Here is an 11,829-nt window from a genome sequence, read left to right on the forward strand (position 1 = left end):
CCCGCACGGGAGGGAGGGAGGACCGGCGAGGCCGGCCCGCATGCGGGACTACTTTGAAAACTGCGCTGGCGACGGGCCGACAGCGCAGGCAGAACCAGAGGGGAGCCGGGTCACGGAATCCGGCTCCGCGGGGAATCACTCCCGGGTCGTGCGATCCGAACGGATCAGGCGACCTTGAGGGTGCTCTCGCCCTGGTTCCAGTTGCACGGGCACAGCTCGTCGGTCTGCAGGGCGTCCAGCACGCGCAGGACTTCCTGCGGGTTGCGGCCGACCGAACCGTCGGTGACGTAGACGAAACGGATGATGCCGTCCGGATCGACCAGGAAGGTGGCGCGCTGAGCGACGCCGTCTTCGGACAGGATGCCGAGCGCCGAGGTCAGGTCCTTCTTGATGTCGGCCAGCATGGGGAACGGCAGGTCGCGCAGGTCCTTGTGGTCCTTGCGCCATGCCAGGTGCACGAACTCGCTGTCGGTCGAGGCGGCCAGAACCTGGCAATCGCGGTCGAGGAACTGCTGGTTCAGGTCGCCGAAGCCCTTGATCTCGGTCGGGCAGACGAAGGTGAAGTCCTTCGGGTAGAAGAACACCAGCAGCCACTTGCCCTTGTAGGTGTCGTTGTCGATGTCGGCGAACGCGCTATCGAGGTTCTCGATACCGACGGTGGCCTTGACCTTGAATTTCGGGAACTTCTCGCCGATCGAAAGCATGCGGATGACTCCTTGAAGGGATGGGAGGGGTAAAGAGGGGGTTGTTGCCGAAGGAACAACTTAGGGGTCGTATGTTGCACCCCAGCAATTGATTACTGAAATGAATTGTTCCTATTATGGCGATAGTCTATATCAATTGGCGACCATCGATGAACCTGCGTGATCTCAAATATCTGGTCGCCTTGGCCGATCACAAGCATTTTGGCCGGGCCGCCGCCGCGAGCTTCGTGAGCCAACCCACGCTTTCGACGCAGATCAAGAAGCTCGAGGAAGAACTGGGGGTGTCGCTGGTCGAACGCGCGCCGCGCCGAGTCATGCTGACCCCGGTCGGGCGCGACATCGCCGAACGCGCGCGCAAGGTCATCGCCGACGTCGAGCAGATGAGCGAGATCGCCCGCCGCAGCCAGGACCCGGAAGCCGGCACGGTGCGCCTGGGGCTGTTCCCGACCCTCGGCCCCTACCTGCTGCCGCACGTCGTACCGGGGCTGCGCAAGCGCTTCCCGCGCCTTGAATTGCTGTTGGTCGAAGAGAAGACCGACCAGATCCTCGCCCGCCTGCGCGACGGCCGCCTCGACGCCGGCCTGTTGGCGCTGCCGATCCACGACGACCAACTGCATGTCGAACCCCTGTTCGACGAACCCTTCCTGCTGGCGGTGCCGCAGCAGCATCCGATGGCCGGGCGCGACACGCTCGAATTGCACGACCTCGACGATCAGCACCTGCTGCTGCTCGAAGAAGGCCACTGCCTGCGCGACCAGGCGCTCGACGTCTGCCGCCTGTCCGGCGCCGACGAGCGCGACGGCTTCCGCGCCACCAGCCTGGAGACCCTGCGGCAGATGGTCGCCGCCGGGGTCGGCATCACCTTGTTGCCGATGCTCGCAGTGCAGCCGCCGGTGCCGCAGTCGCCCGACATCCATCTGCTGCGTTTCAGCGGCGACCCGCCGCACCGGCAGATCGGCATGCTCTGGCGCCGCAGCTCGGCGATGTCGGATTTCCTGATGCAACTGGCCGAGGAACTGCGCAAGTTGCCGGCCTCGCTGTTGCAGCCGCCGCGCGGTAACGGCCACGGCGCGCGCAAGCCGACCCGGGAAGCACGATGAGCCCACGCGCCTGGGTCGTGTGTTGCCTGATCCTGAGCGCGATCGGCTGGTGGTACTCGCCGGTGTCGCCGCGTCCCCTGCACTTCCCCGAGCCCACCAACGGCGCGAGCGTCGATTGCCCGATGCCGCCGCGCGTGGTCGACGGCGCCGAACCATTGCAGACCGCGGTGCCGGCCACGCTGCGGCCGTTCCAGCTCGAACCGGGCGCAGTGACGCCGCTGGCCGGCTTCAGCATCGACGGTCGGGTGCTGTCGCGGCGCGACTACCGTATGGGACGCGAGGCCGAGTTCTCGCCGACCGACCTGGCCATCGGCTGGGGCCGCATGCGCGAGGACACGGTCCTGTCGCAACTCGACATCACCCAGGAAGTACGGTTCCTGACCTATCGCTACTTCGGTAAGCCGCCGATTCCGGTCGACGAGATGCAACGTTCGGTCGGCAATCTGCACATCATTCCGGCCAACGCCGAAGTCGCCCGCGCGCTCAAGCGCGTGCGCAAGGACCAGCGCGTGCGCGTCGATGGCTGGCTGGTACGGGTCGAGACCGACGAAGGCATGCGCTGGGACAGCTCGATGAGCCGCACCGACAGCGGCAAGGGCGCCTGCGAACTGATCTACGCTTGTTCGATCCAGGCGTACTGATCGCAGTAACGGCGGTCACAGTCGCGAGAACGCAGGCGGACATCGTCGACCCCACAAGCGACGACTGCGCCATGATGCTCCTCCCACCGCAGCAGGAGCGCGACATGAGCAAGACCATCGTGGCGATGATGATCGACCAACCCGCGGACTGGGAGTACGGCCCCATCCTCGCCGCGGCGCGAGCCTTCTTCGGCCTGCAAACCGCCATCGCCGCCATCGAAGGCACCCCGCTGACCTCGATGGGTGGAGTGACCCTGCAACCGCACCACCGTTTGTCCGAGCTGGATCCGCTCGCCGCCGACCTGTGGGTGTTGCCGGGCAGTCCGCTGTGGGAACAGGCGCCCGCGCCCGCGCCGATCCTGGCCGCGATCAAGGCCCGCGTCGCCGCCGGCCGGCCGGTCGCCGGCATCTGCGGCGCAACCCGCGCGTTGGCGCAGGCCGGACTGCTCGACGATCGCGCGCACACCAGCAACGAGCCGGGCTATCTCGACGATGTGCCGGGATACGGCGGCAAGGCGTCGTACCGCGACGGCAGCTGCATCAGCGACGGCCTGGTCGTCAGCGCATCGGGTTCGGCGCCGATCTCCTTCGCGCAGGCCTGCCTGCGGATCCTGGTGCCGGAACAGGAAGATGCCATCCGCCAATACCGCGCCATGTTCGCGCGCGAGTTCGCTTGAGGCCGGTACGCAGCTCGAACGCCCAACGTCGCCGTTGCGGATGATCGTATAACCACGGCGCTCGCGTTGCCGGCCAGGCACGAACGGATCAACGAAAAACGGCGCACCGATGTGCGCCGTTCTTCGGGTCGGTCGGATTGGTCTGCTCAGACCACGCCGATCGGGCAACTCACCCCGGTGCCGCCGAGACCGCAATAGCCCATCGGGTTCTTCGACAGATACTGCTGGTGCTCGTTCTCGGCGTAATAGAAGGTCGGCGCCGGCTGCACGATCTCGGTAGTGATATCGCCGAACCCGGCTTCGCGCAACTTCGCCTGGAAGGCATCGCGGCTGGCCAATGCAGCCTGGTACTGGCTTTCGGTCTCGCAGTACAAGGCCGAGCGGTACTGAGTGCCCTCGTCGTTGCCCTGGCGCATGCCCTGGGTCGGGTCGTGGCTCTCCCAGAACACCTTGAGCAGATCCTCGAATCCGATCAGCTTGGGGTCGTACACCACCAACACCGCCTCGGTGTGCCCGGTCTGCCCGCTGCAGACCTCGCGATAGCTCGGATTCGGGGTGTAACCGCCCGAGTACCCGACCGCGGTCGTGAACACCCCCGGCAGCGACCAGAACTTGCGTTCGGCGCCCCAGAAGCAACCCATCCCGAACTGGACCCGCGCCAGCCCTTCGAAATCGTCGCGCAACGGCCGCCCCAGGACATGATGGACATTGTCCAGCGGCAACGGCGCAGCGCGCCCGGGCAACGCATCTTCACGTTGCGGCATGCGCTGTTTGAACGCGCCCACGCCAGGAATGGAGGAACCGGCCATCGTCTTGTCTCCGTTTGCGTCGAAGGACGCCCTGTCGATGAGATGCGGCACGGTGGGCAGGATTCAAGCGCGCGGGTGGCTGGGCGTGAATCGGTGGCCCCTGGACCCGAAGGCCTTGGCTCTGGCCAAGCCCCTGCCCCTGCCCCTGCCGTTGCCGTTGCCGTTGCCGTTGCCGTTGCCGTTGCCGTTGCCGTTGCCGAGATTTTGATCTGCTTTGCCGCTGTGCCGCTGTGCCGGTCAAGTGGAGACCCGGAGGGCGCCGCACAGGACGTGCGGCGTTTTCCGATAAGACAGGGACGTCTTATCGGAAAATCCCGGCGCGGGCATCGCACTCGTGGCCTGTGCCCTTGCAAGGAGAGCCCTTTTCTTTGGTTACATTTCTTTTGGGCTTAGCAAAAGAAAGTAACCCGACCGCGTAGCGGACGGAAGCTCTGCTCTTTCTTGAAGGGTTGTGCCGGAGGCCGGCAGAGCGTGGTCGCAACTTACGTCGCTCCTACAGGGGTACTTCGCACTTGCCTGTGGCTTTAATGGAAGCAAGACCAAACGATAAAAGCTTCCGCCACTAAAGCGGCGGGTAACTTTCTTTTGTCTAAAGCAACAAAAGAAAGTAACCAAAGAAAAATGCTTTTCTTTGAATCACAAGCCCGCACGAGCGATGCCGACGCAGGGCTTTTTCATACGGGACATCCCTGTCCCGATGAAAAACGGCCCGCATCCATGCGGGCCGCCCTCCGGGTCTTCTATTGCCTTCGCAAGTGCGAAGCTGCGCACAGCAAAGGCAACGGCAACGGCAACAACAACAGCAGAATCCTCACAACCGCGATCATCGCTGCTCTTGGGTAGGAGCGGCGCAAGCCGCGACCGCGCGGGTTCCCGATTGCCTCGTCATTCGCCTAAGCCATTAACCGCTGCGACATGCGGCGCAGCCGCCGTCCCTCAGTAATGCAACAAGGCATGCACCGGCGTATCGCCCCGCCAACGCTCGCGACCGCGCAAGGCATCCAGCTCGATCAGCACGCTCGCCCCTACCAACACCGCGCCCAGGCGTTCGACCAGCTCGCGTGCAGCCGCCAGAGTGCCGCCGGTCGCCAGGACGTCGTCGACCAGCAGGGTGCGTTCGCCGGGTTTCAGGGCGTCGCTGCGCACCTGCAACTGGTCGCGGCCGTATTCGAGTTCGTATTCGACCGCGATCAGCGGCGGCGGCAGTTTGCCCGGCTTGCGCACGGGCACGAAGCCGGCGTGCAGCTTCTGCGCCAGGGCGGCGCCGAAGATGAAACCGCGCGATTCGATGCCGCACACGGCTTGCACGCCGCTGCCCTGCCAGGGCTCGGCCAGGGCATCGATGCAGCGCGCGAAACCGCCGGCATCGGCCAGCAGCGGGGTGATGTCGCGGAAGGTCACGCCCGGCTTGGGGAAATCGGCGACCGCGCGGATCAGGGCGCCGAGGGTGTTCTGGGATTCGTTCATGCGCTTACCTTGCAGCAGACAATGGAAGGGCGGAAGCGCGGCTCAGGCGGCATCGCCGCGGCGCACCGTAAACAGCGGCTGGTCGCCCCGCAGCAGGCCCAGGAAGATACCCGCCAGGGACAGGCCGATGCCGAGCAGTTCCATGCCGCCCAAATGTTTGTGGAACAGCAGCACGTCCCAGACGTAAGCCAGCAGCGGCTGCAACAACAGGCACAGGCCGACGATGCCCGCGGGCAGCTGCGGCATGGCGCGGCCGATCACCAGCCAGCCCAACACCTGCGCGATCGCGGCATAGGCGAACAGGATCAGCCAGTCGTGGGCGCTGGTGGGGATCAGGTTTTCGCCGCCGAACGGCACCGACACGCCGAGCATCGCCGCGCTGCCGAGGCACAGCCACCACTGCAGGGCTTCGTTCGGCGTCTGCTGGCGGCGCGCCTGTGCGGCACGAAAGGCCAGCAGGAACACGCCATAGGCCAGCGCGGTGCCGAGGCCGTAGAACACGCCGAGACGGAAACGCTCGTCGACGTGCTCCCACCCCGGCGCGAGCAACAGCGCCAGGCCGACCAGGCCCATCAACAGCCCCACCCACAGGCGCCAGCCGGCACGTTCGCCGAACACCAGCGCGCCGACGCCGGCGAGCACGAACACCTGGAAGTTGGCGAGCAAGGTCGACAGGCCGACACCCACATAGAGAATGCTGCGATGCCAGAGCCACAGGTCCAGCGCCAGGAAGGCCGCGCCGAACATCACCAGCCCCAGCGTGCGTCCGTCGGGGCGCCAATGGCGCATACGATCGCGTCGCCACGGCTGGCCGAGCAGCATCAACAGGATCACCCCGGCCAGGGCCATGCGCCAGAAAGCGGATGCGGCCGGGCCGATCTCGACCCAACGCACGAACACCGCCGAACTGCTGATGACCGAAGCGCCGATCAGCATCTCGACCAGGGGCGTACGCAGGGTGGCGGTGGAGGACGAGGCGCTCATGAGCGCCCCCGCGAGACAAGCAGGAACGAAGCGGAATGCACGATCGAAACTCCATGAGAGCCGGAACGCCGTCGGAGCGATCCGGAGGCTCTGCGCCGGCGACCGGCATTCGACCGGACGCGCCGCAGGGCTCGATGAGAGAGGAAGTCAGTGGCGTCGGGCAGCGGGCCTGACGGCCGTGGCCCGGTCCCGCCGGGGCGGTCGCGGACCTCGCGACGGTGCGGGCGTCGCGCCCCGGGCTCAGGCCGGAAGCCAGCCTGGCGGCGGCATCGCCCCGATCGGGTCGGACTCGACCGAGTCGGCGGCGGGCGGTGGCGGTTCGCCCAGCGAGAGCGCATCGACCACCTCGCGCGCTTCCGGCCAGGCGGCCTCGGGCACGCAGACCTGGACCGGACCGAACGGCAGCTCGCCGAGGCCGCCGAGCAAGGCCTCGCCCTTCATGAACACCGGAATGCCGGCCGCCTCCAGCGCATGCCGGACCAGATGGGCATCGATCAGATGGGCGGCTTCATAGACGACTTTCATCGTCGCTGTCCTTCGGCGCAACGGCCTCGCGGGTCTGCGGCCAGCATACGCCGGAGTGGCCGGCTTGACCCATGAACGGCACGCGGACGCAGCGTTCCAGGCACGCCCGGCAAAGCCCGCCGGCCCCTGACGCCGGCTCGTGCAAGCCGCCGGACCACGGCTCCGGCGCGACGGACGAGCGCCGCCAAGGCAGGGATCGCCGCCAAAGGCTAAACTTCACGACCTTCCTAGCCTTTGCCGTGACGCATGTCCGCCGATCCCGCCCGCACCGCTCCCGAATCTCCGACCGACTCCGCCGCTACGGCCGCGGTCAAGCAGGACTTCGTCCGCCAGATCGTCCGCGAGGACCTGGCCAGCGGCAAGCACCAGGCGATCCGGACCCGCTTCCCGCCCGAGCCCAACGGCTATCTGCACATCGGCCATGCCAAGGCGATCTGCCTGGATTTCGGCGTCGCCAACGAGTTCGGCGGGCGCTGCAACCTGCGCTTCGACGACACCAACCCGGCCAAGGAAGATCCCGAATACGTCGCCGCGATCCAGGAAGACGTGCGCTGGCTGGGCTACGAGTGGGCCGAGCTGCGCCATGCCTCGGATTATTTCGAGGTGTTCTATCTCGCCGCGCAGAAGCTGATCCGCCAGGGCGACGCCTTCGTCTGCGACCTCAGCGCCGAGGAAGTCCGCGCCTACCGCGGCAATCTCAACGAGCCGGGCCGCAATTCGCCGTACCGCGAGCGCAGCGTCGAGGAAAACCTGGACCTGTTCCAGCGCATGCGCGCCGGCGAGTTCGCCGACGGCGCGCGCACCCTGCGCGCGAAGATCGACATGGCCTCGGGCAACATCAACCTGCGCGACCCGGCGCTGTACCGAATCAAGAAGGTCGCCCACCAGAACACCGGCGACGCCTGGCCGATCTATCCGATGTACGACTTCGCCCACTCGCTCAGCGACTCCTGCGAAGGCATCACCCACTCGCTGTGCACGCTCGAGTTCGAGGATCACCGCCCGCTCTACGACTGGTGCGTGGGCCGCGTCGATCTGCCGAATTCGCCCGAGCTGCTGGCGCCGTTGCTCGCCCGCGGCCTGCCCAACGAAGCGGCGATCCCGCGCCAGATCGAGTTCTCGCGCGCCAACCTCAACTACACCGTGATGAGCAAGCGCAAGCTCATGGTGCTGGTGCAGGAAGGCCTGGTCGACGGCTGGAACGACCCGCGCATGCCGACCCTGCAGGGCATCCGCCGCCGCGGCTACACCCCGGCCTCGCTGCGCCTGTTCGCCGATCGCCTGGGCGTGAGCAAGCAGAACTCGACGATCGACTACTCGGTGCTCGAAGGCTGCCTGCGCGAAGACCTCGACGCCGCCGCGGCGCGCCGCATGGCCGTGCTCGACCCGCTCAAGCTGGTCATCAGCAACCTCGGCGACGACCACGAAGAATCGCTGCACTTCTCCAACCACCCGAAGGACGAGCGCTTCGGCGCGCGCCAGGTGCCGTTCTCGAACCAGCTGTGGATCGAACGCGAGGACTTCGAGGAAGTGCCGCCGAAGGGCTTCAAGCGCCTGATCCCGGGCGGCGAAGTGCGTTTGCGCGGCGCCGGCATCCTGCGCTGCGACGAGGTGATCAAGAACGAGGCCGGCGAGATCGTCGAGCTGCGCGGCACGCTGGACCCGGAATCGCGTCCGGGCATGGCCGGCGCCGACCGCAAGATCAAGGGCACGATCCACTGGGTCAGCGCGCGTCACGCCGTCGCCGCCGAAGTGCGCCTGTACGACCGGTTGTTCGACGTCGCCGCCCCCGACGACGACAGCGACGGCAAGACCTACCAGGATCACCTCAACCCGAATTCGCGCCGCGCCGTGACCGGCTACGTCGAACCGTCGGCGGCCACCGCCGAGCGCGAGCAGGCGTTCCAGTTCGAGCGCGTCGGCTATTTCGTCGCCGACCGTTACGACCACACCCCGGAACGGCCGGTGTTCAACCGCAGCGTGACCCTGCGCGACACCTGGGCCGCGCAGGCATGAGCCCCAAGATCCCCAACCTGCTGACCAAGACGGTGGCGTTGGCGCTGCCGGCGTGGATCGACGAAGTCGTCGACCGCAAGCGCGCCTACCTCAGCGACGAGGACAAGGTCGCGCTGGCGGTCGAACTGTCGCGGCACAACATCGAGATGGGCAGCGGCGGGCCGTTCGGCGCCGCGGTGTTCGACGGCAACGGCCTGGTGGTCGGGGTCGGCGTCAATCGCGTGGTGCCGCAGAGCTGTTCGGTCGCGCACGCCGAAATGATGGCCTTCATGTGCGCGCAGGCCGCGCTGAGCGTGTTCCGCCTCAACGAGATCGGCCCGATGACCCTGGCGACCTCGGCGCAGCCCTGCTGCATGTGCTACGGCGCCAGCTTCTGGGCCGGCATCGACACCTTGCTGATCGGCGCGCGCTCGGAAGACGTGATGCAGCTGACCGAGTTCGACGAAGGCCCGCTGCCGGCGGACTGGATCGGCGAACTGGAACGCCGCGGCATCGCAGTGCGTCGCGACCTGCAACGCGACGCCGCCTGCGACGTGCTGCGCCGGTATGGCGAGAGCGGCGTCGCGTACTGACGCCGTTCCGTACTGAGGCGGGCGCGGTGCGAACCGCGAACGACTCCATGCATGCCGCGCGGATCGATGCGACCGCGCGGTCGCGGCTTGCGCCGCTCCTACCCTTTATCCGAACGAGTTCCCACGATGACCGATAACGCCCTGCTGTGTTGGTGCCGCGCCGGTTTCGAACCCGAGCTCGCCGGCGAATTGAACGAACGCGCCGCGCGCGCCGGCCACCCCGGTTACGCGCGCACCGAGCGCAACAGCGGCTATGTCGAGTTCATCGTCGAGGACGCGAAAGCGTTGTCGCGCGCACTGCCGTGGTCGTCGTTGATCTTCGCGCGCCAGAAGCTGGTGCGCCTGGCCGATCTGCGCGGCCTCGATCCGGCCGACCGCATCACCCCGATGCTGGCCGCGCTCGACGCGCAGGGCGGCAGCGGCCTCAACGTTTCCATGTTCGGCGAGCTGGTGGTCGAGCATCCCGACTCCGACGAGCACAAGCCGCTCGCCGGCCTGGCGCGCAGCTTCGGCAACGCCCTGCGCCCGGCGCTGCGCAAGGCCGGCTGGCTCAGCAAGGCCGACGATGCGCGGCGCCCGCGCCTGCACGTCGCCTTCCTCGCCGGCGATCACGCCATGCTGGCGATGTCCGAGCCCGGCGACAGCTCGCCGTGGCCGCTCGGCATCCCGCGCCTGCGCATGCATCCGGATGCGCCGAGCCGCTCCGCGCTCAAGCTCGAAGAAGCGCTGCTGACCTTCCTCGACGCCGACGAACGCGAACGTCTGGTGCGCGACAACATGCAGGCCGCCGATCTCGGCGCCGCGCCGGGCGGTTGGACCTGGGTGCTGATGCGCAACGGCATGATGGTGACCTCAGTCGACAACGGCCCGCTGCGCCAGGCGCTGCTCGACAGCGGCCGCGTCGATCATCTGCGCGCGGACGGTTTCTCCTGGCAGCCCAAGCGCAAGCTCGACTGGATGGTCTGCGACATGGTCGAACAACCCGCGCGCGTGGCCGAACGCATGGCGACCTGGTTCCGCGAGGGCTGGTGCAAGCAGGCAATCTTCAATCTCAAGCTGCCGATGAAGAAGCGCTGGGAAGAAACCAAGACCTGCCTGGAAGCGTTCGAGTACCAGACCCATCGCCCGATGGTCGTGCGCGCGCGTCAGCTCTATCACGACCGCGAAGAGATCACGGTGTTCGCAACACCGAAGTGATCCGCCACGCCAGGGCCGGCCGGTCTTGGCGATGACTCGAGCATGTCGCGACCGCGTGTCGTCTGCGGCGTGACGGACACCCGGCATTCACGCTTCGAGCCGCGTTCATTCAGGTGGGGTTTCGCCGTTTTACATCGACTTGACCGGCACGGGTCTAGCGTCGCGGTATCCCCACGCGAGGTTACAGCGATGAAACAGCACGCGACCCACCCGCACACCCTGATCGGCCTGGCGCTGGTCGCCGCACTCGGCGCCAGCGGCGCTGCCATGGCGCAGGTCGCCACCAAGGTCGAATCCAAACACGATGCGGTCGAGAAGGCCGAGATGGCCGCAGGCGAAGCGCGCACGGCGCGCGAGGACGCCGCGACCGCGCAGGCCGCTGCGCAAGCCGCCGCCGCGACCCGCAACGAAGGCTCCTTGAGCGAACGCGGCGCATTGACCGCGGAAGCCACCGCCTACCAGGCCAAGCAATCGGCGATCGAGGCCCAGTCGGCCGCGCGCCAGGCCACCATCGCCGCCGAAGCGGCACGTTCGGCGCAGGCCGCGGCGACCGCCGGCAGCAATCCCACCGGTGCCGCGATCGAAGCGCGCGCCGCCGGCGACGCGGCGCGCGTGGCGAGTTCGGCCGCGACCGACGCGACCACGGTAGCGCAGGCCGCCGCCGCGGCGACCGCCGAAGCGGTGCAGCAGACCGATCCGGTGCCGCAACCGATGCCGGCGCCCGCCCCGGCCGTGCCGGTGCAGCCGCAGGTTACGATCACCTCGAGCCCGCCGAATTCGGTAATCGGCGAATACAAGATCGATTTCGATGCCCTCGACGGCAATCACGACGGCAATATCAGCCGCTCCGAGGCGCGCAGCAACGCGACCCTGACCGCGGAGTTCCGCGCGGTCGATGTCGACAATAACGGCCGCTTGAGCAAGAAGGAGCTCTCGGGCTGGATGCGTTGATCCTCGCCCGACTCAGCGGTTTCGCGAACGCCTCCGGAAACGGGGGCGTTCGTGTTTGGACGGTGGCAGCACTGCGGTTCTGACACTGTATCTGTCCCTGTATCTGTCCCTGTAGGAGCGACGTCAGTCGCGACCAAGGGACGCGCAGAAACACCAGTGCCGACGTCGCCTATCGAAGGGGGCCTG

The 11,829-nt window shown here is 67.3% G+C and carries 13 protein-coding genes; 8 read left to right on the forward strand and 5 right to left on the reverse strand.

Translation table 11 applies throughout. The features are described 5' to 3' along the window. Window positions 1-164: 164 nt before the first annotated feature. Window positions 165-704, reverse strand: a complete 540-nt coding sequence (locus tag ACKN61_RS18925; protein WP_031374202.1) for a peroxiredoxin — start codon at window positions 702-704, stop codon at window positions 165-167. A 149-nt stretch (window positions 705-853) separates the two neighbouring features. Here ACKN61_RS18925 and ACKN61_RS18930 point away from each other — a divergent pair, with 149 nt between their 5' ends. The 3 genes from ACKN61_RS18930 to ACKN61_RS18940 all read left to right on the forward strand — a co-directional run bounded on the left by ACKN61_RS18930 (window position 854) and on the right by ACKN61_RS18940 (window position 3,122). Continuing rightward, window positions 854-1,804: a LysR substrate-binding domain-containing protein gene (locus ACKN61_RS18930; protein ID WP_051885437.1), complete on the forward strand. Its 951-nt coding sequence runs from the start codon at window positions 854-856 to the stop codon at window positions 1,802-1,804. After that, complete coding sequence (locus ACKN61_RS18935) at window positions 1,801-2,445, forward strand: hypothetical protein (RefSeq protein WP_408950786.1); 645 nt, start codon at window positions 1,801-1,803, stop codon at window positions 2,443-2,445. Before ACKN61_RS18930 ends, ACKN61_RS18935 begins: the two co-directional genes overlap by 4 nt. Window positions 2,446-2,549: 104 nt before the next feature. Beyond that, a complete protein-coding gene (locus ACKN61_RS18940) occupies window positions 2,550-3,122 on the forward strand; it encodes a DJ-1/PfpI family protein (RefSeq protein WP_408950787.1) in 573 nt (190 codons plus the stop codon). 146 nt (window positions 3,123-3,268) lie between these two features. Here ACKN61_RS18940 and msrA read toward each other — a convergent pair whose 3' ends face one another. Beyond that, complete coding sequence (msrA, locus tag ACKN61_RS18945) at window positions 3,269-3,916, reverse strand: peptide-methionine (S)-S-oxide reductase MsrA (protein ID WP_408953862.1); 648 nt, start codon at window positions 3,914-3,916, stop codon at window positions 3,269-3,271. 100 nt (window positions 3,917-4,016) lie between these two features. On the opposite strand from msrA, the gene ACKN61_RS18950 reads away from it, so the two are divergent. Next, window positions 4,017-4,139 carry a hypothetical protein gene (locus tag ACKN61_RS18950; protein ID WP_408950788.1) on the forward strand — a complete coding sequence of 41 codons (123 nt, stop codon included), beginning with the start codon at window positions 4,017-4,019 and terminating at the stop codon, window positions 4,137-4,139. 728 nt (window positions 4,140-4,867) lie between these two features. Here the strand turns inward: ACKN61_RS18950 and ACKN61_RS18955 are convergent. From ACKN61_RS18955 to ACKN61_RS18965, 3 genes are all read right to left on the reverse strand, one after another. Beyond that, a complete protein-coding gene (locus ACKN61_RS18955; protein WP_408950789.1) occupies window positions 4,868-5,398 on the reverse strand; it encodes an adenine phosphoribosyltransferase in 531 nt (176 codons plus the stop codon). A gap of 42 nt (window positions 5,399-5,440) precedes the next feature. Further along, window positions 5,441-6,382, reverse strand: a complete 942-nt coding sequence (locus ACKN61_RS18960) for a DMT family transporter (protein ID WP_051885427.1) — start codon at window positions 6,380-6,382, stop codon at window positions 5,441-5,443. 240 nt (window positions 6,383-6,622) lie between these two features. Further along, entirely contained in the window at window positions 6,623-6,907 is a 285-nt protein-coding gene (locus tag ACKN61_RS18965) for a DUF2007 domain-containing protein (protein ID WP_408950790.1), read from the reverse strand. A 246-nt stretch (window positions 6,908-7,153) separates the two neighbouring features. Between ACKN61_RS18965 and ACKN61_RS18970 the strand changes: the two genes are divergently transcribed. The 4 genes from ACKN61_RS18970 (at window position 7,154) to ACKN61_RS18985 (ending at window position 11,643) form a co-directional block, all read left to right on the forward strand. Continuing rightward, complete coding sequence (locus ACKN61_RS18970; RefSeq protein WP_031374131.1) at window positions 7,154-8,923, forward strand: glutamine--tRNA ligase/YqeY domain fusion protein; 1,770 nt, start codon at window positions 7,154-7,156, stop codon at window positions 8,921-8,923. Between the two features lie 17 nt (window positions 8,924-8,940). Further along, complete coding sequence (locus ACKN61_RS18975; RefSeq protein WP_408953863.1) at window positions 8,941-9,495, forward strand: nucleoside deaminase; 555 nt, start codon at window positions 8,941-8,943, stop codon at window positions 9,493-9,495. Window positions 9,496-9,621: 126 nt separating this feature from the next. Next, on the forward strand, window positions 9,622-10,692 hold the full coding sequence (gene rlmM / locus ACKN61_RS18980) for a 23S rRNA (cytidine(2498)-2'-O)-methyltransferase RlmM (RefSeq protein WP_031374129.1): 1,071 nt from the start codon (window positions 9,622-9,624) through the stop codon (window positions 10,690-10,692). 189 nt (window positions 10,693-10,881) lie between these two features. After that, entirely contained in the window at window positions 10,882-11,643 is a 762-nt protein-coding gene (locus ACKN61_RS18985; RefSeq protein WP_408950791.1) for a hypothetical protein, read from the forward strand. Window positions 11,644-11,829: the final 186 nt, after the last annotated feature.

The organism is Lysobacter sp. Hz25 (assembly GCF_046097045.1).
Classification (GTDB): Bacteria; Pseudomonadota; Gammaproteobacteria; order Xanthomonadales; family Xanthomonadaceae; genus Lysobacter; species Lysobacter antibioticus_B.

Coding starts and splice junctions, on each gene's coding strand:
- ACKN61_RS18925 (WP_031374202.1), bottom strand. CDS start 704: ATGCTTTCGATCGGCGAGAAGTTCCCGAAATTCAAGGTCAAGGCCACC.
- ACKN61_RS18930 (WP_051885437.1), top strand. CDS start 854: ATGAACCTGCGTGATCTCAAATATCTGGTCGCCTTGGCCGATCACAAG.
- ACKN61_RS18935 (WP_408950786.1), top strand. CDS start 1,801: ATGAGCCCACGCGCCTGGGTCGTGTGTTGCCTGATCCTGAGCGCGATC.
- ACKN61_RS18940 (WP_408950787.1), top strand. CDS start 2,550: ATGAGCAAGACCATCGTGGCGATGATGATCGACCAACCCGCGGACTGG.
- ACKN61_RS18955 (WP_408950789.1), bottom strand. CDS start 5,398: ATGAACGAATCCCAGAACACCCTCGGCGCCCTGATCCGCGCGGTCGCC.
- ACKN61_RS18960 (WP_051885427.1), bottom strand. CDS start 6,382: ATGAGCGCCTCGTCCTCCACCGCCACCCTGCGTACGCCCCTGGTCGAG.
- ACKN61_RS18965 (WP_408950790.1), bottom strand. CDS start 6,907: ATGAAAGTCGTCTATGAAGCCGCCCATCTGATCGATGCCCATCTGGTC.
- ACKN61_RS18970 (WP_031374131.1), top strand. CDS start 7,154: ATGTCCGCCGATCCCGCCCGCACCGCTCCCGAATCTCCGACCGACTCC.
- rlmM (WP_031374129.1), top strand. CDS start 9,622: ATGACCGATAACGCCCTGCTGTGTTGGTGCCGCGCCGGTTTCGAACCC.
- ACKN61_RS18985 (WP_408950791.1), top strand. CDS start 10,882: ATGAAACAGCACGCGACCCACCCGCACACCCTGATCGGCCTGGCGCTG.